General features: G+C 59.5%; 20 protein-coding genes. 16 read left to right on the top strand and 4 right to left on the bottom strand.

Features of this window, described 5'->3' with window-relative positions; translation table 11 throughout:
• Positions 1 to 11 precede the first annotated feature (11 nt).
• The 7 genes from SCL_RS06055 to SCL_RS06085 all read left to right on the top strand — a co-directional run bounded on the left by SCL_RS06055 (position 12) and on the right by SCL_RS06085 (position 7,209).
• Positions 12 to 1,040, top strand: a complete 1,029-nt coding sequence (locus SCL_RS06055; protein WP_148665008.1) for an MraY family glycosyltransferase — start codon at positions 12 to 14, stop codon at positions 1,038 to 1,040.
• 123 nt (positions 1,041 to 1,163) lie between these two features.
• The gene (locus SCL_RS06060; RefSeq protein WP_096360382.1) at positions 1,164 to 3,095 is read left to right on the top strand and encodes a polysaccharide biosynthesis protein; all 1,932 of its coding nucleotides are present in this window, start codon (positions 1,164 to 1,166) and stop codon (positions 3,093 to 3,095) included.
• A 40-nt stretch (positions 3,096 to 3,135) separates the two neighbouring features.
• A complete protein-coding gene (locus tag SCL_RS06065) occupies positions 3,136 to 4,467 on the top strand; it encodes a UDP-glucose dehydrogenase family protein (protein WP_096360383.1) in 1,332 nt (443 codons plus the stop codon).
• A 31-nt stretch (positions 4,468 to 4,498) separates the two neighbouring features.
• Positions 4,499 to 5,368: a UTP--glucose-1-phosphate uridylyltransferase GalU gene (gene galU / locus SCL_RS06070; protein WP_096360384.1), complete on the top strand. Its 870-nt coding sequence runs from the start codon at positions 4,499 to 4,501 to the stop codon at positions 5,366 to 5,368.
• A gap of 138 nt (positions 5,369 to 5,506) precedes the next feature.
• On the top strand, positions 5,507 to 5,875 hold the full coding sequence (locus tag SCL_RS06075; RefSeq protein WP_096360385.1) for a DsrE family protein: 369 nt from the start codon (positions 5,507 to 5,509) through the stop codon (positions 5,873 to 5,875).
• Positions 5,876 to 5,902: 27 nt separating this feature from the next.
• Positions 5,903 to 6,460, top strand: coding sequence for a hypoxanthine-guanine phosphoribosyltransferase (locus SCL_RS06080; protein WP_096360386.1), 558 nt, complete (start codon positions 5,903 to 5,905; stop codon positions 6,458 to 6,460).
• Positions 6,457 to 7,209: an S-methyl-5'-thioinosine phosphorylase gene (locus SCL_RS06085; RefSeq protein ID WP_096360387.1), complete on the top strand. Its 753-nt coding sequence runs from the start codon at positions 6,457 to 6,459 to the stop codon at positions 7,207 to 7,209. Before SCL_RS06080 ends, SCL_RS06085 begins: the two co-directional genes overlap by 4 nt.
• Here SCL_RS06085 and SCL_RS06090 read toward each other — a convergent pair.
• On the bottom strand, positions 7,200 to 7,787 hold the full coding sequence (locus SCL_RS06090) for a CsiV family protein (RefSeq protein WP_096360388.1): 588 nt from the start codon (positions 7,785 to 7,787) through the stop codon (positions 7,200 to 7,202). The two genes, SCL_RS06085 and SCL_RS06090, sit on opposite strands and share 10 nt — an antisense overlap.
• Before the next feature lie 66 nt (positions 7,788 to 7,853).
• Here SCL_RS06090 and def point away from each other — a divergent pair, with 66 nt between their 5' ends.
• Entirely contained in the window at positions 7,854 to 8,372 is a 519-nt protein-coding gene (gene def, locus SCL_RS06095) for a peptide deformylase (RefSeq protein ID WP_096360389.1), read from the top strand.
• A 99-nt stretch (positions 8,373 to 8,471) separates the two neighbouring features.
• On the opposite strand, the gene mfd is transcribed toward def, so the two are convergent.
• Positions 8,472 to 11,957, bottom strand: a complete 3,486-nt coding sequence (gene mfd, locus SCL_RS06100; RefSeq protein ID WP_096360390.1) for a transcription-repair coupling factor — start codon at positions 11,955 to 11,957, stop codon at positions 8,472 to 8,474.
• A gap of 202 nt (positions 11,958 to 12,159) precedes the next feature.
• On the opposite strand from mfd, the gene SCL_RS06105 reads away from it, so the two are divergent.
• The 6 genes from SCL_RS06105 to SCL_RS14015 all read left to right on the top strand — a co-directional run bounded on the left by SCL_RS06105 (position 12,160) and on the right by SCL_RS14015 (position 15,693).
• On the top strand, positions 12,160 to 12,669 hold the full coding sequence (locus SCL_RS06105) for a CarD family transcriptional regulator (RefSeq protein ID WP_096360391.1): 510 nt from the start codon (positions 12,160 to 12,162) through the stop codon (positions 12,667 to 12,669).
• A gap of 155 nt (positions 12,670 to 12,824) precedes the next feature.
• The gene (locus tag SCL_RS06110) at positions 12,825 to 13,598 is read left to right on the top strand and encodes an IspD/TarI family cytidylyltransferase (protein WP_096360392.1); all 774 of its coding nucleotides are present in this window, start codon (positions 12,825 to 12,827) and stop codon (positions 13,596 to 13,598) included.
• Positions 13,598 to 14,071, top strand: coding sequence for a 2-C-methyl-D-erythritol 2,4-cyclodiphosphate synthase (gene ispF, locus SCL_RS06115; RefSeq protein ID WP_096360393.1), 474 nt, complete (start codon positions 13,598 to 13,600; stop codon positions 14,069 to 14,071). The genes SCL_RS06110 and ispF overlap by 1 nt, the downstream gene beginning before the upstream one ends.
• A gap of 11 nt (positions 14,072 to 14,082) precedes the next feature.
• Complete coding sequence (locus SCL_RS06120) at positions 14,083 to 14,574, top strand: nucleotidyltransferase (RefSeq protein WP_096360394.1); 492 nt, start codon at positions 14,083 to 14,085, stop codon at positions 14,572 to 14,574.
• A 259-nt stretch (positions 14,575 to 14,833) separates the two neighbouring features.
• Complete coding sequence (locus SCL_RS06130; protein WP_231969838.1) at positions 14,834 to 15,055, top strand: 2-C-methyl-D-erythritol 2,4-cyclodiphosphate synthase; 222 nt, start codon at positions 14,834 to 14,836, stop codon at positions 15,053 to 15,055.
• 8 nt (positions 15,056 to 15,063) lie between these two features.
• Entirely contained in the window at positions 15,064 to 15,693 is a 630-nt protein-coding gene (locus SCL_RS14015; protein WP_148665010.1) for a hypothetical protein, read from the top strand.
• Positions 15,694 to 15,770: 77 nt separating this feature from the next.
• Here SCL_RS14015 and SCL_RS06135 read toward each other — a convergent pair whose 3' ends face one another.
• Positions 15,771 to 16,313 carry a Smr/MutS family protein gene (locus SCL_RS06135; protein WP_096360397.1) on the bottom strand — a complete coding sequence of 181 codons (543 nt, stop codon included), beginning with the start codon at positions 16,311 to 16,313 and terminating at the stop codon, positions 15,771 to 15,773.
• 222 nt (positions 16,314 to 16,535) lie between these two features.
• Positions 16,536 to 17,489: a thioredoxin-disulfide reductase gene (trxB, locus tag SCL_RS06140; RefSeq protein WP_096360398.1), complete on the bottom strand. Its 954-nt coding sequence runs from the start codon at positions 17,487 to 17,489 to the stop codon at positions 16,536 to 16,538.
• Between the two features lie 139 nt (positions 17,490 to 17,628).
• Here trxB and ald point away from each other — a divergent pair, with 139 nt between their 5' ends.
• Positions 17,629 to 18,696, top strand: a complete 1,068-nt coding sequence (gene ald / locus SCL_RS06145; protein ID WP_096360399.1) for an alanine dehydrogenase — start codon at positions 17,629 to 17,631, stop codon at positions 18,694 to 18,696.
• A 30-nt stretch (positions 18,697 to 18,726) separates the two neighbouring features.
• Positions 18,727 to 21,081, top strand: coding sequence for a DNA translocase FtsK (locus SCL_RS06150; RefSeq protein ID WP_096360400.1), 2,355 nt, complete (start codon positions 18,727 to 18,729; stop codon positions 21,079 to 21,081).
• Positions 21,082 to 21,087 lie beyond the last annotated feature (6 nt).

Below are 21,087 nucleotides of genomic sequence, written 5' to 3' on the forward strand. Positions count from 1 at the left end.
GGTGAACGGTTGTGAATTATTTTATCAGCCTGATCCTCAGTTTTGGTCTGGCAGCATGGCTGACGCGGAGATTCTGTAATCCGGGCTCACGATTTCATGTTCTGGACCACCCCAATGAGCGTTCGTTGCATCTGCGGCCTGTGCCACGGAGTGGCGGCCTTGCGATCCTTGCAGGTATTGTCGCGGGCATGTCTTTCGTCGCATGGCGCTTCAACTGCGAAGATGGTTTTTACTGGTTATCGCCCAGCATTATCATGGTCGCAATAGTTTCATATATTGATGATCATCGTCATGTATCGGTTATTATCAGGTTGCTGGTGCAGTTGCTCGCCGCCAGCCTGGTTCTGTGGGGCGGTTATTCCGTTCGACTATTCGAGGTTCCCGGTCTCGGATTTGCCGTGTCCCCTGAGCTGGGAGCGCTGTTGTCGGTGCTTTTTATCGTCTGGATGATCAATCTTTACAACTTTATGGATGGAATGGATGGTTTCGCAGGAGGGATGGCCGTGATCGGCTTCAGTGCTTTTGCGTTGCTGGGGTGGTGGAGCGGGAATGCAATATTCACGTTACTGAATCTGGTCGTTGCCGCGGCGGCAGGAGGCTTTTTGCTGTTTAATTTTCCTCCAGCGAGAATTTTCATGGGCGATGTCGGTTCATCCACGCTCGGTCTGCTGGCAGCGGTGTTTTCGTTATGGGGCTCCAGAGACGGAGTTTTTCCGTTTTGGATTGCGATTTTGATATTCTCTCCATTCGTTTTCGACGCCTCTGCGACCTTGATCCGCAGGCTGTTAAAACGTGAGAATATCCTGCGGGCGCATAAGACACATTACTACCAGAAACTGGTGCAAGCAGGCTGGGGACACCGCAAAACAGTTTTCATGGAATATATCATTATGGGTGGTTGTGGATTAACGGCGCTTTTGAGCGTCAAGGCGTCTGTACATTATCAGGTGCTGACGCTGGCAGCATGGGTGGTTTTTTATTTTTTCTTCTTTATGTGGGTTTCATGGTACACATCCAGGCGCCACTCCGCTTCAACCTGATCAGCCATGCCATGCGGCTTTAATCGCGCCCGGATCAATAGATAGTCGACAATTGCATGAGCGATTTGGCTATACTGAATTTGTTGACTGCAAAGGAACGGAAATACGATAAATGACAAGAAAATGAGTGAAATCTATTTATATCTTCGGTCACGCACGGTGGTGTTTGTGCATGATCTGTTAACCATACCGATAGCCTGGTTTGGTGCGTATTGGCTGAGGTTCAATCTCGATTTACTCCCGGAAGGTTATTTCCATCAGGCACTGGTCTTGTTGCCAGTTGTGTGGCTCGCTCAGGGCGCCATGTTCTGGTATTTTGGCTTGTACCGCGGCATCTGGCGATTTGCCTCCATCCCGGATCTGGTCCGTATCCTCAAGGCCGTAACGGCTGGCGTTGTTATTGCCGCCGCGGCAAGCTTTATACTCACTCGTTTGCATGGTGTTCCTCGCTCGGTTTTCATACTCGATGGAATCCTGCTGGTATTGCTGCTGGGGGGGCCGCGATTCATTTATCGCCTGTTCAAGGATCACAGCCTTTATCAGTGGGCCCAGGATCGCAGCCTGACCGGGAGTACGAACAGAAAGAACGCGTTGATCGTGGGCGCCGGCAAGGCCGGCGAAACCCTGGCCCGGGATCTGCTGCGAGACTCCTCGGGTCTGTACCTGCCCGTGGCATTTGCCGATGACGATCGCGGGAAGATCGGAAAGGAAATTCATGGAATTCCTATCGCAGGTTCATGTTTCCAGATACCGCAAATCGTAACAAGGGTAAATGCAGATCTGATTATCATCGCGTTGCCGACCGCCACTTCACGCCAGATCCGGCGCATCGTTGAAATCTGCGAAACCACTGGATTGCCGTTCCGCATTCTGCCGCAAATGCAGGATCTCGTCAGCGGAAGGGCGAGCCTGAAGGATTTGCGTGATGTCAGGATCGAAGACCTGCTCGGACGCGAACCGGTGGAGCTGGACTGGCGGGCGATAACCGAGGCAACGCATGGCAAGACGGTTCTCGTGACCGGCGGCGGCGGTTCGATTGGCGCCGAGCTTTGTCGGCAGCTCGCGCGGCTTGATCCGGCCCGGCTGATCATTCTGGACCGCAGCGAATTCAATCTGTACAGCATCGACATCGAACTGCGGAAAAGCATGCCGGACCTGGCATTGACCAGTTTGCTGGTGGACGTCAGTGACGCGATGCAAATGGAAAAGATATTGCGCGCCCATGTGCCCACCGTGATCTATCATGCCGCGGCCTACAAGCATGTGCCGATCCTGGAAGACCAGGCGCGCGCCGCCGTGGCCAATAACGTGCTGGGTACGCGTGTGGTGGCGAGCCTGGCGGAGAAATCCGGTTGTGAGTCCTTCGTCATGGTCTCGACGGACAAGGCGGTGAACCCCGCCAATGTCATGGGCGCCAGCAAACGCGTGGCGGAGATGTATTGTCAGGGCCTGAACACCCGATCGAAAACCCGCTACATTACCGTGCGGTTCGGCAATGTCCTCGGCTCCTCGGGCAGCGTTATCCCCTTGTTTCAGCAGCAAATTGCGCAGGGTGGCCCGGTGACGGTGACGCATCCGGATATTCAGCGTTATTTCATGACCATTCCCGAGGCATGTCAGCTCATCCTGCAGGCAGGCGTGATCGGCCGCGGTGGGGAGATTTTCGTGCTGGACATGGGGGAACCGGTTAAAATTTCCTATCTGGCCGAACAGCTGATACGTCTGTCCGGCAAAACCCCGGGGGAGGACATCGATATCGTCTATACCGGCCTGCGTCCGGGTGAGAAGCTTTATGAAGAGCTCTTCCATGACGCGGAAAAACTGGCAGAAACCAGTCATCCGAAAATTCTGCTGGCGCAGTGCCGCATGATGGACAAGGATGCGCTCGAAAGGTCCCTTGACGCCATGCAACAGGCCTGCGATGAAGGTAATGAAGCCGTGTTGAGAAACATGCTGGCGGAACTGGTTCCCGAGCATACCGGGCTGATCGCCTCGACGCCCGCGACGGAAAAAGGCGCCGTGGTCGTGCCCTTGAAGCAGACAAAATCTCCCTGAAACAGATTACAACAACAGAAATTTCGCAGGTATATCATCCATGAAGTTGACAATTATCGGAACGGGCTATGTCGGCCTGGTGACGGGAGCCTGTTTTGCGGAGATGGGCAACACCGTCGCCTGTGTCGACATCGACAAAAAAAAGGTCGACGGTCTCAAGCAGGGTATTTTGCCGATATATGAACCGGGCCTGGAATCCATTGTCATCAACAATCACAAGAATGGTCGCCTGCAATTCTGCACGTCATTATCGGATCCTATTGCCGAATCCAGCGTTTATTTTATTGCCGTGGGTACGCCGCCCGGCGAAGACGGCTCGGCCGATCTGCGTTACGTCCTGGCGGTCGCCCGCGACATTGGCCGGCACATCAACAGCTATGCCATCATCGTCGACAAATCCACCGTTCCGGTCGGCACGGCCGACAAGGTCAGGACCGCGATTCTCCATGAGTTGCACCTGCGCGGCGTGGATGTCCCGTTTGACGTTGTCAGCAATCCAGAATTCCTCAAGGAGGGTGCGGCGGTCGAGGATTTCATGCGCCCGGACCGCGTCATCATCGGCACCGACAGCGAACAGGTGCGCAAGGCCATGCGCGATCTTTATCTTCCCTTCATGCGCACCCATGAGCGCCTGCAGTTCATGGGTGTGCGCGATGCCGAGATGACCAAGTACGCCGGCAACGCCATGCTCGCCACCAAGATCTCGTTCATGAACGAGATCGCCAATCTTTGCGAGCGCATGGGTGTCGATGTCGAAAACGTGCGTCAGGGCATTGGCTCCGACTCCCGGATCGGCTATTCATTCATATACCCTGGCGCCGGTTATGGCGGCTCCTGTTTTCCGAAGGACGTCAAGGCGCTGATCCGGATGGCCAAGGATCACGATTTTGAACCCAGGCTGCTCGATGCCGTTGAGGCCAGAAACGAGGCCCAGAAACATGTGCTGTTTGAGAAGATCACCAGGCGTTTCGGTGCCAGGCTCAAGGGCCTGACGTTCGGTCTCTGGGGCCTGTCATTCAAGCCCGGCACGGACGATATGCGTGAGGCCTCTTCCGTGGTGTTGTTGCATGAACTTATAGGCGCTGGCGCCCGGGTCAAGGCCTATGACCCGGTGGCCATGGCCGCCGCCAAACATGAACTCCCGGACGGGTGGTTCAAATCCGGGCAATTGAAACTGGTGGACGAGCAATACAGCGCGCTCGAGGACGCCGATGCCATGATCCTCATGACGGAATGGAAACCCTTTCGCCACCCCGATTTCGATCGCATCAGGAAGATCATGAAGATTCCGGTGATATTCGATGGCCGCAATCAGTACGATCCGGCGTTATTGCGGAAAACCGGCTTCGAGTACAGCGGCATTGGACGCTAGACATTAAAAAAATACATTCACGGGCGGAAGAATGAAAAAAGTCACCAAGGCGGTATTTCCCGTCGCCGGTCTGGGCACGCGCTTTCTGCCGGCCACCAAGGCCAGCCCCAAGGAAATGCTTCCCATCGTCGACAAGCCGCTGATCCAATACGCCGCGGAAGAGGCGATCGCTGCCGGCATTGACGAGCTGATTTTCGTCACCGGCCGCAACAAACGCTCGATCGAGGATCATTTTGACAAGGCCTATGAGCTGGAGGCCGAGTTGCAGGCGCACGACAAGCATGAATTGCTGGCCGCCGTGCAAAACGTTCTCCCCAACCGGGCTTCCTGCGTGTACATACGCCAGACCGAGGCCCTTGGTCTGGGCCACGCGGTGCTGCGCGCCAAGCAGGTGGTGGGGAACGATCCGTTTGCCGTCATACTCGCCGATGATCTTATCAGCGGCGAACCGAGCGTCCTCAGACAAATGGTGGATCTGTACGAGTCTTCCCAGTGTTCCGTGATCGGGGTGCAGAACATAACTCGCGAGGAGACAGGCAGCTACGGCATCGTCAAGGCCAAACCCCTGGGACCGCGGATCCACCTCATGGAAGGTATCGTGGAAAAACCGTCTCCCGAGAAGGCCCCATCCACGCTGGCGGTCGTCGGCCGCTATATCCTGACATCGCGAATTTTCGAGATGTTGGAGAACGTCGTTCCCGGTGCGGGCGGCGAAATCCAGCTAACCGATGGCATTGCCGCCTTGTTGTCCGACGAGAAAGTGCTGGCTTACGAGTTCATCGGGAAACGCTACGATTGCGGCAGCAAATTCGGCTACCTGCAGGCGACGGTCGAATACGCCCTGGAACACCCCGAACTCAAGGAAAAATTTCGTGCCTATCTCAAGGACCTCAAACTCTGATCAAGACCGTTTCCTTGTCTTGGCGCCGGCTTTGCCCGCTATCAGGCTTCAGGTGTTTAAGTGGCTCTGGAAGGCAGGCGGCAGATATAATCCGCCCGCAGCAGGTTACCGGCATTTCGCAGCACTCAGGAGAATCCCATGGCTGACAAACTGATGATCGTAATGGTGAACACGGACCCTTCAGACCCGTCCGAGCTGGGGGCGCCGTTTTTTCAGGCAACGGTGGCCGCGGCGATGGAATACGAGGTGGAGGTGATCCTGACCGGGCGCGCCGGTGAGCTGGCCATCAAGGGTGTGGCCGAGAAACTGCGGGTGCAGGAAGGCAGCCCGAAATCCGTTTATGACTTCATCAGGGACGCCCACGAAGCCGGCGTGAAATTCAAGGTCTGCACGCCGACTCTCGAGCTGTGGGGCAACGAACTGATTCCCGAAATCGAGGAGACCGTGGGCGGCGCCTACGTCATCAGCCAGGCGATGGATGAAGACGTCGTTACTTTTACGTATTAGTTGAATTATTCTGAATAAAACCCGTCGATGAGCATGATCAGCGCGCAGCAGGCGTGGGAAGTTTTGCAGCGGGCGGACTGCCTGCACTCACCCGGGAGAGTGGAAGCGGCGCTGGCGGACATGGCTGCGCGCATCAACCAGACTCTTGCCGGGACCGATCCCTTGGTGGTCTGCGTCATGACCGGCGGCGTGGTGCCATTTGGCCAGCTTTTGCCCCGGTTTCAGTTTCCGTTGCAGATCGATTATGTTCATGCGACGCGTTACGGGAAAAAACTGCATGGCGGCCAGTTGCAATGGATATCCGGCCCGCATCAGGACCCGCGCGGCCGGACCATCCTGCTGATTGACGATATCCTGGATGAGGGCACGACACTGGCCGGTATCGAGGCACGCTACCGGGCCGAGGGTGCGCGCGAGCTGTACAAGGCGGTGCTGGTGGTGAAGAACCGTCCGCGCCAGTTTGACGTGAAAGTGGAATTTGCCGGCCTCGAAGTGCCGGACCGTTATGTGTTTGGTTGTGGCATGGATTACAAGGGTTACCTCCGCAACATCGCGGGAATTTACGCCGAGGCAGAATCGAAATGACAACTGTGGCGATTATTGGCGGCAGCGGCCTGACCAATCTCAAGAACCTGCGTATCACGCGCCGCGAGGTCATCCGCACGCCTTACGGCGAGCCGTCGGCGCCCATGGTTTTCGGGCAACTGGGCGGGCAGGAGGCCGTGTTCCTGCCGCGCCACGGGGCCGGGCACACGATCCCGCCGCATGAGGTCAATTACCGCGCCAACATCTGGGCCATGAAACAGACCGGCGTCACCAAGGTGCTCGCCGTCAACGCGGTTGGCGGCATCTCGCCCGATTATCTGGTTTCCGGCACTCTGGTGATTCCCGACCAGGTCATCGATTACACCTACGGACGCGCACATACCTTCTTCGGCAGCGAGCAGAAAAAGGTGACCCACGTCGATTTTACCCATCCCTACTGTGAGGCGATGCGTCAGACCGTGATCCAGGCGGCGGCGAGCGCCAAGATGAAAGTCGTGGGACGCGGGACCTATGGAGCCACCCAGGGTCCGCGCTTCGAAAGCGCCGCGGAAATACGGCGCATGGAGCGTGACGGGGCGGATATCGTCGGCATGACCGGAATGCCCGAGGCTGGCCTCGCACGCGAACTGGAGCTGTGTTACGCCTCGATTTCGCTGGTGGTAAACCCGGCGGCCGGCAAAGCCAGGGAAGCTATCAGTATCCGGGAAATCGAGAAAAACCTGGAGTCCGGCATGGCGTCGGTGCGCGCGCTCCTGGAACAGGTGATTCCCCTGATCGTTCAGGGCTGAGCGCCGGCCCTGGCGGGCGAGACCCGAACCAGCGCGCCGAATTTCGGGTGGTCGAAGTAATGGGTCTCCGATACCTTGATGCGCCGCGGCTCGTTCAGACGATACACCACCGCGGTGTTTTCCGTTGCCCCGCTGAGCACTCCTCCGCCCTGCATTTCGCGCAAGGCCAGATTCATCTCCACGATCAGAAAGCGGCTCAGATAGAACCGCAGCGAGCCATCCAGCCCTCCCGTGGCATTGCCGATGTTCACCGGTTTGGACACGGACTTGGCCTCGGCGGTTTGCCGCCAGCGCAGATGCGACAGCACATGATGCCGCCCGGATTTTTCCAGTGCCGCCGCCGCGGCCGACAAGGCTGAATCCGCGGGAGGAGTTTCGCCGGTGCCGGCCGGTGCATCCTTGACCGGGTTCGCGGGTTTTTCCGGCTGGCGCGCCCACAGCTCACCACCTTCCAGGCCGGAAAGCCGGTTTTCGAACACGACCACCTCGATCTCGTACAAATTGGTCGCCGCGGGCGCCGCGTGAAGCGTTGCGGCCGGTGCCATGACCAGAAATATCGACAGGAGCAATCCTTTCACGGTGTTTTCCTTGCGGTGAATTATTTATAGTATCCCTTATTCCCCGCACGATTTCGAGCGTGAGAAATGGCCGTCAGACGCGTACTCAAGATGGGTGATCCGTTGCTGTACCGGAAGGCCGAACCGGTGCAACAGTTCGACACGCCGGAACTCGATAAGCTGATTGCCGACATGTTCGATACCATGGCGGAGCTGAGCGGCGCCGGCTTGGCGGCGCCACAGATCGGCGTATCGCAACGCGTGGTGATTTTCGGCGTTGAGGCCAATCCGCGCTATCCGCATGTGGAGCCGGTGCCGACGACGGTGCTGGTCAATCCGGTGCTGACGCCGATCGGCGCCGACATGGAAGACGGATGGGAGGGTTGTCTCAGCGTCCCGGGTCTGCGCGGTCTGGTCAGCCGGCATCTCAATCTGCGCTACACCGGCTTTGATCAGCACGGGAAACCGATCGATCGGACGGTTTCCGGTTTCCACGCGCGTGTGGTGCAGCATGAGTGTGATCACCTCGACGGCATCTTGTATCCCATGCGGCTGCGCGACATCCGCCTGCTGGGCTTTGAAGATGCCCTGTTTCCGGATTTGTGAATCATATTTTTTTGTGTAGGTTGGGCTGAGCGTCAGCGAAGCCCAACGAACGACCGATGACGCTGTTGGGGTTCGCTGCGCTCACCCCAACCTACATTGTTACTTGCTGATCGCCATCTCCGCGCGCAGCGACAGCTTGTCCAGCAATGCCATGACCGCCTTGATGCGGTCCTCCACCTCCGGCAAATCCCCCAGAATACGCAACCGGTTCGGTCCATCGAGCTTGTAGCGGCGCGGCGCGGACTGGAGCAGGCGCAGAACAGCGCCGGGGTCGATGTCCGGTTTTTCGATGAACTCGATGCGCGCGCCGCGTGGGCCGGCATCGATCTTGCGGATGCCCAGGGGCGTGGCCCGTATCTTGATCTCGGTGGCGCGAAACAGCAGCTGGCCGGGCTCCGGCAGCACGCCGAAACGGTCGATGATCTCCTCCTTCAGTTCCTGCAGTGCGCTCAGGCTGCGCGCGGCGGACAGGCGCTTGTAGAGCACCAGCCGCAGGTGCACGTCCGGCAGGTAGTTTTCGGGGAACAGCGCCGGTGCGTGCAGGTTGATTTCGGCCCCGCTGTGCAGTGACGCGTCCGTGGCCGGCAGCCTCCCGGCCTGCAGGGATTTCACCGCGCGGTTCAGCAGCTCCGAGTAGAGCGCAAATCCCACCTCGTCGATCATCCCGCTCTGGGTTTCCCCCAGCAGCTCGCCCGCGCCGCGTATCTCCAGGTCGTGCGAGGCCAGCGTGAATCCCGCTCCCAGTTCTTCCAGCGACTCGATGGCCTCGAGGCGCTTGCGCGCGTCCTCGGACAGCGCGCGCCGGTCTGGCACCAGCAGATACGCATAGGCGCGATGGTGCGAGCGCCCGACACGTCCGCGCAGCTGGTGCAGCTGCGCCAAGCCGAACTTGTCGGCCCGTTCAATGATGATGGTGTTGGCACTCGGTACGTCGATGCCGGATTCAATGATGGTCGAGCACACCAGCACGTTGAAGCGCTGGTGGTAGAAGTCGAGCATGATGCGTTCGAGATCGTGTTCCGGCATCTGCCCGTGGGCGATGCGGATGTCCGCCTCGGGCATCAGTTCCTGCAGCTCGCGCGCCGCCTTGTCGATGGTCCGGACCTCGTTGTACAGGTAATACACCTGGCCGCCGCGCCGGATTTCGCGCAAACAGGCCTCGCGGATGACCGAGCGGTTCTTCTCGCTGATGAAGGTCTTGACCGACAGGCGGCCCTCCGGGGCGGTGGTGATCAGTGAGATATCGCGCAGGCCCGAGAGCGACAGGTTCAGGGTGCGCGGGATGGGCGTGGCCGTCATGGCCAGGATATCGGCCTCGCTGCGCAGTTTTTTCAGGCGCTCCTTCTGGCGCACGCCGAAACGGTGCTCTTCATCGAGAATGACCAGTCCCAGGCGCTGGAAACGCACGTCGTCCTGCAGCAGGCGATGAGTGCCGATGACGATGTCCACGGTCCCGTCCGCCAGCGCGGCGAGGATCGCGCGCTGCTCGCCCTGGCTGCGGACCCGCGACAGCAGCTCGATGCGAAACGCCAGTCCCGCGAACCGGTCCTGGAAATTCTGGTAATGCTGTTGTGCCAGCAGGGTGGTCGGCACCAGCACTGCCACCTGCGCCTTGCCCATCACGGCGAGGAAGGCGGCGCGCATGGCGACTTCGGTCTTGCCGAAACCGACGTCGCCGCAGACCAGCCGGTCCATGGGTTTGGCGGTCTGCATGTCCTGCAGCACTTCCTGGATGGCGCGCTCCTGATCCGGAGTCTCCTCGAATGGAAAAGCGCCGGCGAATGACTGGTAATGCTCGTCCGGCGGTGGGAAGGAGTGGCCTTCACGCGCCGCGCGCAGGGCGTAGATTTCCAGCAATTCCGCGGCGGCGTCATGCGCCTTTTCGAGGGCGCGGCGCTTGGCCTTTTCCCAGGCCTCGCCGCCGAGTTTGTGCAGCGGCGCGTTCTCCGGATCGGTCCCGGTGTAACGGCTGATCAGGTGCAGCGCCAGAACCGGGATGTAAAGTTTGTCCCCATCGGCGTATTCGAGCGTCAGAAATTCCGCCGGCCCGTCGCCGATATCGAGCGTCTGCAAACCGAGATACCGGCCCACGCCATGATCCTCGTGCACCACCGGGTCGCCGGGTTTCAGCTCCGCCAGGCTGCGGATGATGGCTTCGGGCTCACGCTCCGCGCGTCCACGGCGGCGTCGCTGCGCGGCGCGTTCGCCGTACAGCTGCGCCTCGGTGATGACGGCGATGTCCGGCTCCTTCAGCAGCAGGCCCTTTTCCAGATCGGCCACGGTGAGTCCGAGCTTCGCAGTGCCGTCGAGGAAGGCGCGCCAGCCGGAAATGTCTTGCGGCGGCAGGCCGTTTTCGTGGAGCAGGCCTTTCAGCGTTTCGCGCCGTCCGGCGGATTCCGCGACCAGCAGGATGCGTCCGCTGAAATCGCGCAGATAGCTGAACAGGGTCGCGTAGGGGGCGCCGGATTTGTAATCCACCGGAAGACTGGCGGGCGGGCGCATGCCATAGATGACCGCCTCACGATCGTCCTGTGCGGTGGCGCCGGTTTGCGCGATATCAGCGTCCATTATTTCGACGCGCGGCCATGCCTCCATCCCGCTGAATAATTCAGCCGGGGTAATGAATATCACGGGCGGTTCCAGCAGGGGCCGTTCCCGGTCGTGGCGCATTTCATCGTAGCGCTGCCCGGTTTCGCGCCAGAAGTTTTCGGCGATTTCCGTTACGCCGGCCTCCAGTAGGCACAGCGTGGATTTCGGCAGATAATCAAAAATGTTCGCCATCTCCGGAAAGAACAGCGGAAGGTAATATTCCGCGCCCGAGGGCGTGATGCCCCGGCTGACGTCGCGGTACAGTGACACCTTCTGCGGATCGCCTTCGAAGCGGGCGCGGAAGGCCTGCCGGAAATGCTGGATGGATTCCTCGGTCAGCGGATATTCGCGCGCCGGCAGCAGGCGGATGGTGTCGATGGATTTTCCCGAGCGTTGCGTGGCGACATCGAATTCGCGGATGGACTCCACTTGATCGCCGAACAGGTCGAGGCGATAGGGCTGGTGGCTGCCGGTGGGGAACAGATCCACCAGCCCGCCGCGCACGGCAAACTCGCCGGCCTCCATGACCTGCGACACGCTGTGGTAGTTGGCGCGTGTCAGCTGTTCGCGCAGGCGCTGAATGTCGAGCCGGTCGCCGACTTTGAGCAGGAAACTGTGCGCGCTCACGTAGTCGCGCGGCGAGAGTCGATGCAACAGCGTGGTCACGGAGGCCAGCACCACCCCCCGCGTCAGTACCGGCAGGCGGTGCAGCGTCTCGAGCCGCTGCGAGATGATGTCCTGGTGCGGAGAAAAGAGATCGTAGGGCAGGCTTTCCCAGTCCGGGAACGGCAGAATGGGCAGTTCCGGGGCGTAAAAGCGAATCTCGTCTTCCAGCCGTTGGGCCGAAAAACTGCTGGCGGTAACGACCAGCAGCGGGCCGGCATGGGCCGCCGCCGCGACGGCGATAGCCAGGCCGCGCCCGCTGCCGGCCAGACCGCGCCAGACGAGCCGGTCGCCGGGTCCGGCGGGGAACTTCGGTTTCAGGGGTGATTCCAAACGGTTTTATCGAGAATGGGCCAAGGATGTTTCGCGGACAGGCCGCAAGGGCGGCAATTCTACCTCAAGAAGCCGTCGGCAGGGCCTCGGGCAGAATTCTCAAAAGTCTTGTCAGGTTGAGGGGTTACGGGCATAATTTAATCCAGCTTGATAATAGATACCCCTAAGTATCGATAGCAGTTCAACCCAGGAGGATGGCTGAATGGCGACAAAACGCCCGCGCTTCAAGGTCGGTGAAACGGTTTTTTATCCCTCCGCAGGTGTAGGTGTTATTTTGGCCGTTGAGGACATTTATCTGTCAGGCCAGGTCGAGTCCTGTTTCGTCATTCGTATTCAGGACACCCAGATGACCGTCAAGGTGCCGAAATCCAATCTCGAGAAAAGCGGCATCCGCCCGTTGCTGGACGGCAAAAAACTCAAGGAACTGTTCAAGATTCTCTCGGCCAAGGGCAAGCGCCGCGTTACCGGCGGCAACTGGGCCGAACGCTGCAAGGACATCGAGCGCCGCATCAACTCCGGTTCCTGCCTCGAACTGGGCGAAGTGGTGCGCGACCTGACGCGCTGGAAGAAACAGTCCGGCCTGTCGTTCGAAGAATCCATGCTGCTGGAAACCGCCAACAGCTATCTCGCGCGCGAAGTCGCCGCGGTGCAGGGCATCGCGCCGGACGACGCCAGGGTTCGTATCCTGAGTTACATTGAAGAGCGTGCCTGATTTTTTGTGTCTTGTCGGTAAATAATAAATACTTGACTGTCGGTAGCCCGGATGGAGCGCAGCGGAATCCGGGATTTTTGACCGCTTCCCGGATTCCGGCCCTGCGGGCCTGCATCCGGGCTACAACCGTGACATCGAGGCATAGATAATCTCGCTTGAACGCCGCTGACGGAATCTGGGCCCTCATCCCCGCGGGCGGTCAGGGGCGGCGGATGCAATCCGCGGTCCCCAAGCAGTATCTCCCGCTCCTCGGACGTCCCGTTATCCTGCACACCATCGAACGCCTGTGCGCGCATCCGCGCATTCAGGGTATTGTGATCGGCGTGGCGCCGGACGATCCGCACTGGCCGTCACTGGTGGGTGAGCTCAAGCACCTGTCGAAATTTCTCGGCACCGCTCCCGGCGGCGAGACCCGCGCGCAGACAGTCCTCAACAGCCTGAAAGAATTGACGAAACACGCTAGGCCCGACGACTGGGTTCTGGTGCACGATGCCGTGCGGCCGTGCGTGCGGCAGGGCGACATCGACAAGCTGATTTCAGTTGTGACGCGCGGCCATTCAAAAAAATCTCCTCTCCCCCTGAAAGGGGGAGAGGGCGAGGGTGAGGGGGTCGATGGTGGACTGCTCGCGTTCCCGGTTTCCGACACGGTCAAGCGGGTGGATAATACCGGGCGCGTGACGGAAACCGTCAGCCGCGAGGGGCTCTGGCGTGCCGCCACGCCGCAGATGTTCCGAATAAAAGCTCTGACACATGCTCTTGAGCAGGCCATGAAAACCGGAAAAGAAATCACCGACGAAGCCTCCGCGATGGAAGCCGCGGGTGGACATCCGCATGTGGTCGCCTGTCACACCGATAATATTAAAATCACACTTCTGGAAGACTTGGCTTTGGCGGAACTTTACATGCAGCAGCAACGGGGGAAGGCCTGATGCGTATCGGTCATGGTTATGACGTGCATCCGCTGGTCGCCGGGCGCGATCTCATTCTCGGCGGCGTGAAAATCCCGCACGGCAAGGGCCTGCATGGCCATTCTGACGCGGATGTTTTGATCCACGCCATTTGCGATGCCTGCCTCGGCGCCGCCGGGCTCGGCGACATCGGTCGGCATTTCCCCGACACCGATCCGCAATACAAGAATATCGACAGCCGAAAATTGCTGCGCAAAGTCAAAGAAGCCATTGCCGGACGCGGCTGGAAAATCGCGAATATCGACAGCACCATCGTGGCCCAGGCCCCGCGTCTCGCGACGCATCTACCACAAATGGCTCAGAACATCGCCGCTGATCTGGGCATCTCACTGGATAGCGTGAACGTCAAGGCCACCACTACGGAAAAGTTGGGTTTTGCCGGACGGGAAGAGGGCATTGCTGCCCATGCTGTGGTGCTGTTGGAGAATCGATAGGTCAGAAATCCATGTTTTATCTTGAATTATTTAAAGCGCTGGAAAAGCATAAGGTCCGGTACATGCTGGTTGGCGGCCTGGCCATGAATCTGCATGGCGTTCCGCGTGCGACCATGGACGTGGATATCGTGCTGGCTCTGGACCCGGCGAATCTGAAGGCCTTTTTGGGCATGGCCGAGGCCTTGAAACTCAAGCCGGTGGCCCCGCTAAAACTGGAGGGATTGCTCGAACCGACTCAGCGCCAGCAATGGCTCAAGGAAAAGAACATGCTGGTCCTGGCCCTGAGACCGCCAGACATTAAGGGCCCGACGGTAGATGTTCTCATTGACCCGCCGCTGGACATAGAAGCTGCTCTGAAACGTGCCGTAACGCGCGAGGTCAGTACTGTGAATATCTCGTTGATTTCAATAGAGGACCTGATCAGCCTTAAGGAACAAGCCGGACGTTCTCAGGACCAGTCCGACGTCGAGCATTTGCGCCGCCTCCTGAAGTCACCTTTATAATCTGCTTATGCAAGGGAAATTCAGCAAGCCGTCAGGGGGTTTTTCTTACCAAGTCAGCGATGAGCAGCTTGAGGCGTTTGCGCGGCTCTCACTGTACGAGCGTCTGATATGGGTGGACGAGATGCGCCTGTTTACCCTGATGGCCCGCACACCGGAGACAACCGAGCGCCAGGAGCGGTTGCGACGCGGTGAATCCATAGTACCCGAGTAATTCGTCTTGAAATGTTGCAATGCAAGACCTGACCCCATGTTTGCCACCATGTTTGCCATGTTTGTGATCGCGAATATCGGCAGCACCATCGTCGCCCAGGCTCCGCGTGTGGCGCCCTATCTGGCGCAGATGATCGCCAACATCTCGACCGATCTTGGCCTCTCTGCCGAAAACGTCAACATCAAGGCCACCACCACGGAGAAGCTGGGTTTTGCAGGGCGGGAAGAGGGCATCGCCGCCCATGCCGTGGCACTGCTGGAACGCCGCTAGGGCGCGCGATGGATAACCGTGGTCTGTCCCCTGTTTTCCTGTTTTCGCTGTTTTCCGTCCTCGCCCCAATATTGTTGGCTGCCTGTGTAATACCGCTTAAAAAAACAGTGTATGAACCTGTTTGCCCTATGGGCACTGCACTTACTTGCACGCAACAAGATGACAGGCTGATTATCGAACTGCCGGGAGGCACAAAAATATTCGCTTATGCTTATCTTATTGACGTTCGACAAAGCGTCAATAAGACAATTACTATGTGCCTCGACCTCCAGCTTGAACCTGAATCAACGTTTCGACTTGTATCTACGAAGATAATATTGGAAAGCAATTCCTGGAGTACACCCAGGACGGAAAATATAAAAGAACTTACAGAACCAGGACCGAAATATTACTCTGCGAAAGATACGATCACTAATCGCATAGAAATAGACCAACGGGAATCGGTAGCTCAAACCAAACGTTATCTCTCGCTATGGCTTGAGATCGAAAAGGGGGCCAGTTGTGAGACCAACATCCCCGTTGTTACAGAGTTTACGCTCCGGATGCCTGATGTTCTTGTGAACAACCAGAAAATACAAATACCGCCTGTAATATTTACGATGAAGAAGAAATGGGTTGCTGAAGGACTATGCTGTTGATGACTTACGACTTATAGGGACGAGCCTAATATATAATCGATTTTTTGACTTTTAACATCTTCTGTATCGTTCTTTAATCAAATCCGCTTCAACAACACATACACTGCCCCCGTGCCGCCGTCGTTGGGACGGGCGGAGCAGAAGGCGAGCACCTCGTCCTTCTGGCGCAGCCACGAATTGACCTTGCCTTTCAGCACCGGCATTTTGCCAAGCGACGTGTTTCCCTTGCCGTGAATGATGCGCACCACGCGTTTGTCGCGGTCGCGGGCGTTCTTGAGGAATGAATCCACCGCTTCGCGCGCCTGAATCGAGGTAGCACCGTGCAAGTCGAGTTCGGCCTCGATGGCGTATTGCCCGCGGCGCAGTTTGCGGATGACGGTATGTTGCAGGCCGGGGCGGACGAAGAGCGTCTCGTCGCCGGTTTCGATATCTTCCGCCGGCTCGAATCCGTCCGACAGCAAACTTTGCATTACTTCGCGCTGATCGCGCAGGGTCTGGTCGGGAACCGGCTTGCGGCGTTTGCGATGGGGATGAACCTTGTCCTGCTTTACCGGACGGATCTTGCCGACGGCCTTGCGGAACAGGTCGCGCTCGTCGTCATCCTCATGATCGGTGGACATGATGCTGACTCCACGAAATGGAACTCACCGCGACGGCAACATGTAGGTTGGGCTGAGCGATAGCGAAGCCCAACGGCTGATTAACGAATTTGTTGGGGTTCGCTGCGCTTACCCCAACCTACATTACTTTAATGTAGGGCGGGTTAGCGGGCATCGCGCGCGTAACCCGCCGGATGTTCGGCGCGTTACGGCAAAAACCGCCTAACGCGCCCTACATTAATATTATTTGAGCTTCTGCAAGTAACGGTCTGCGTCCAGCGCCGCCATGCAGCCGGTGCCGGCGGAGGTGACGGCCTGGCGGTAGACATGATCCTGCACGTCGCCGGCGGCGAACACGCCCGGCACGCTGGTGGCGGTGGCATTACCCTGGTCGCCACCCTTGGTCTTGATGTAGCCGCCGTGCATTTCCAGCTGGCCTTCGAAGATTTTGGTGTTGGGCGCGTGGCCAATGGCGATGAACACGCCGGTCACGTCGAGCTGTTTGGTCTTGCCGCCGTTGTCCTTGATGCGCAGGCCGTTGACACCGTTCTTGTCGCCGAGGATTTCATCCACCTCGTGGTTCCATTCGACCGAGATGTTGCCGCTTTTGGTTTTGGCCATGAGCTGGTCGACCAGAATAGCCTCGGCCTTGAACTTGTCGCGCCGGTGCACCACGCTGACGTGCGCGGCGATGTTGGAGAGATAAATCGCCTCTTCCACGGCGGTGTTGCCGCCGCCGATGACCGCCACCTTCTGGCCTTTATAAAAGAAGCCGTCGCAGGTGGCGCAGCCGGACACGCCTTTACCCTTGAGTTTTTCTTCGGAGGGAATGCCCAGGTATTTGGCCGAGGCGCCGGTGGCAATAATAAGCGCATCGCAGGTGTAAACGCCGGAGTCGCCCGTTAGCTTGAAAGGTCGAGTCTTGAGGTCAACCGTGTGAATATGGTCAAAAATGATTTCGGTCTTGAATCGCTCGGCATGCTTCTGCATGCGTTCCATCAGTGCCGGGCCCTGCAGGCCCTCGACGTCGCCAGGCCAGTTGTCCACGTCGGTGGTGGTCATGAGCTGACCGCCCTGTTCGAGGCCGGTAATGAGGACCGGGTTGAGATTGGCGCGTGCGGCGTAAACCGCGGCGGTGTAGCCGGCGGGGCCGGAGCCGAGGATCAGCAACCGGCAGTGTTTGACCTTATCCGTCATGCGGTGACTCCGTTGAGAAACAGGAAAACATTTGATAGACAAACGCCCTGGAAGTTCTTATCGTGCAGCGCCGGCAGCGGCGATAACGATTTCCACCCGTATGTTACGTCATGCCGGTAAAGGCGGTAAAGGAGACAGAATGCGCATCGGTATCCCGAAAGAAGTGAAGGTGCATGAAGGGCGCGTGGCCCTGATCCCGCCTGCCGTGAACGAGCTGGTGCGCAACGGCCATGAGGTCTTCATTCAGTCCACGGCAGGTGTGGCGAGCGGTTATTCGGACGAGGATTACCGCCAGGCAGGCGCGCAGATCGTGCCGGATGCGGCGGCGCTGTATGGCAGCGCGCAGATGGTGGTCAAGGTCAAGGAACCCGTCGCTTCGGAGTACGGCCTGCTGCGCCAGGACCATGTCCTGTTTTCCTATCTGCACCTGGCGGCCACACCCAGACTGGCGCAGGTGTTGATGGAAAAGGGCCTGACGGCGGTGGCGTTTGAAACCGTCGAGGTCAACGGAAAATTGCCGTTGCTCGCACCCATGAGCGACATCGCCGGACGACTTTCGGTGCATATCGGAACCACCTTGCTGCACGGTCCCGCGGGTGGGCGGGGCGTCATGCTGGGCGGCTTGCCGTCCACGGAGCGCGGACATGTCGTGATCCTCGGCGCCGGCGTGGCCGGCGGCAATGCGGCCGCGGTGGCGGCGGCGCTCGGCGCGCAGGTGACCGTGTTCGCGCCGCACCGCGAGGAAATGGAACGCATGCACGCGCTCGGTCCGAACGTGACAGCTTTGCCGTCCTATGCGCCCTTGATCGCAGAAGCGGTTTGCAGCGCCGATCTGCTGATCGGGGCGGTGCTGATCCCGGGCGCCAAAGCGCCCAAGCTGGTGACCGCCGAGATGGTGCGCCGGATGCAACCGGGCAGCGTGATCATTGATATCTCGGTCGACCAGGGCGGCTGCATCGAAACCACCCGGCCCACGGATTACGACCATCCCACTTATGTGCAGGATGGCGTGGTGCATTTTGGCGTGACCAACATGCCGGGCGCGGTGCCGCGCACGGCGTCGCAGGCGCTGTCAACGGCGCTCACACCCTGCGTGCTGCATCTGGCGACGGAAGGCGGCTTGCAGGATCCGGTCCTCGCCAAAGGCGTCAACGTTGCCGGCGGCAAAATCGTCCACCCGGCGGTCGCGACGGCGCTCGCCGGCTGAAGCTCAAATATTGGCGCGAAACCCTGAAAAATGGGAAAATCCGCCATTCTCGACGGCACTCTAAGGAAGGTTGTGACGCAGGCCACCCGTAACAAGAACAGTCCACCGCTGACACCGCGTATTCTCCGCCTGTTGCGTGAAGCGGCCCTCTACATCCTCGGGGCTGTTGCCATCTACTTGCTGATATCGCTGTGGACCTATTCCGCTTCGGACCCATCCTGGTCGCACCGGGGCACGAATACGGTCATCTTCAACACCGGTGGCCGGGTTGGTGCCTGGCTGTCCGACGTGCTGTTCAATCTGTTCGGTTACGTCGCCTATCTCCTGCCGTTCATGATCGGCTTTGCCGGCTGGCGTATTTACCTGCATCGCAAGGATCCCGCGCCCACGGGCCTGAAACACCGTCTGCTCATGAACGGCAGCTTCCTGGCCGCGGTGATCGGCGCCTGCGGACTGGCCGGCCTGCACTTCGCGCAGAGCAAGACCGGCATGCCGTTCGCGAGCGGCGGCTGGCTCGGCAATGCCGTCGGGCTCGGCCTGGCATCGGTCTTCAGCTTCACCGGCGCGACGCTGTTTTTGCTGGCGCTGTTCCTCTCCGGCGTCACGGTTTTCACCGGCCTGTCCTGGCTCTGGCTGATGGACAATGTCGGCCGCGGGAGCTTCGCGCTGGCCGGGTGGCTGTATCAATTCAGCGCCGCCCAGATGGATCGGCTTATCGGCATGCGCGCGCGCCGGGAACGACGCGTGGTGGTCGAGGAAGACAAAAAAGTGCTGGAACGGCACACCCCGCCGCGCATCGAGCCGGTGATCGCCAAGCCCGTGCCCAGCAAGCGTGCCGAGAAGGAAAAGCAGGTGCCGCTGTTCGACCTGCCGGCGCCGGGCGAACTGCCGCCGCTGTCGCTGCTCGATCCCGCTGACAAGGACAAGGCCCCGCAATTCTCCAAGCAATCACTGGAAAGCATGGCGCGCCTGCTGGAGAAAAAACTGCTCGATTTCGACATCGAGGCGCAGGTGGTCGCAGTGCACCCGGGACCCGTGATCACGCTGTTTGAAATCGAACCGGCGCCCGGCATCAAGGCGTCACAGATCACCAATCTCCAGCGCGACCTGGCGCGCTCGCTGTCCGTCGTCAGCCTGCGCGTGGTGGAAAACATCCCGGGCAAGACCTCGGTCGGCATCGAAATACCGAACGAGTCGCGCGAAACCATCCGGCTCTCCGAGGTGCTGGCTTCGCATGTCTACGAAGAATCGGTCTCGCCACTGTCGCTGGCGCTGGGCAAGGACATCAGCGGCAATCCGGTGGTGGCGGACCTGACCAAGATGCCGCATCTGCTGATCGCCGGCACCACCGGTTCGGGAAAATCGGTGTGCATCAACTCGCTGATCCTGAGCCTGGTGTACAAGTCCACGCCGGAAAACGTGCGCATGATCATGATCGACCCGAAGATGCTGGAGCTCGCGGTGTATCAGGGCATCCCGCATCTGCTGGCGCCGGTGGTGACCGACATGAAACAGGCTGCCAACGCCTTCAAGTGGTGCATCGCCGAGATGGAGCGGCGTTACCGCCTGATGGCGGCGCTCGGTGTGCGCAATCTGGCCGGTTACAACCGCAAGATCAAGGACGCCGAAGAGGCCGGCAAGCCGATCGTCGATCCGCTTTTTACCCCAATGAACCCCGAAGACGAAGCGCCCGTGCTCAAATCGCTGCCGCTGATCGTCATCCTGGTGGACGAGTTGGCGGACCTCATGATGGTGGTCGGCAAGAAGGTCGAAGAACTGATCACGCGCCTGGCGCAGAAGGCGCGCGCCGCCGGCCTGCACCTGGTGCTGGCGACGCAGCGCCCGTCGGTGGACGTCATCACCGGGCTCATCAAGGCCAACATCCCCACGCGCATCGCCTTCCAGATGTCGGCGCGCGTGGATTCGCGCACCGTGCTCGACATGATGGGCGCGGAACAGCTGCTCGGCAGCGGCGACATGCTGTACCTGAGCACGGGCCACCCGCTGCAACGCGTGCACGGGGCCTTTGTGGCCGATCATGAAGTGCACAAGGTCACCAGTTTCCTGAAGAAAAGCGGCGAGCCGGTTTACGAAGAGCAGATTCTCACCGGCGATACCGGCGTGAACGATCAGGGCTTCCTGCAAGAGGGCGGCAACGGTGAGGGTGGCGGCAATGGCGAGTCCGATCCCCTGTACGACGAAGCGCTCAAGATCGTGACCGAGACGCGACGCGCCTCCATCTCCGGCGTTCAACGCCGGCTGCGCATCGGCTACAACCGCGCCGCGCGCCTGATCGAGGACATGGAACGCGCCGGGGTCGTCGGGCCGCTGCAACCCAATGGCAGCCGCGAGGTGATCGCGCCGCCTCCGCCGCGCGTCGGCTGATCCACG

The organism is Sulfuricaulis limicola, from assembly GCF_002355735.1.
Taxonomy (GTDB): Bacteria; Pseudomonadota; Gammaproteobacteria; order Acidiferrobacterales; family Sulfurifustaceae; genus Sulfuricaulis; species Sulfuricaulis limicola.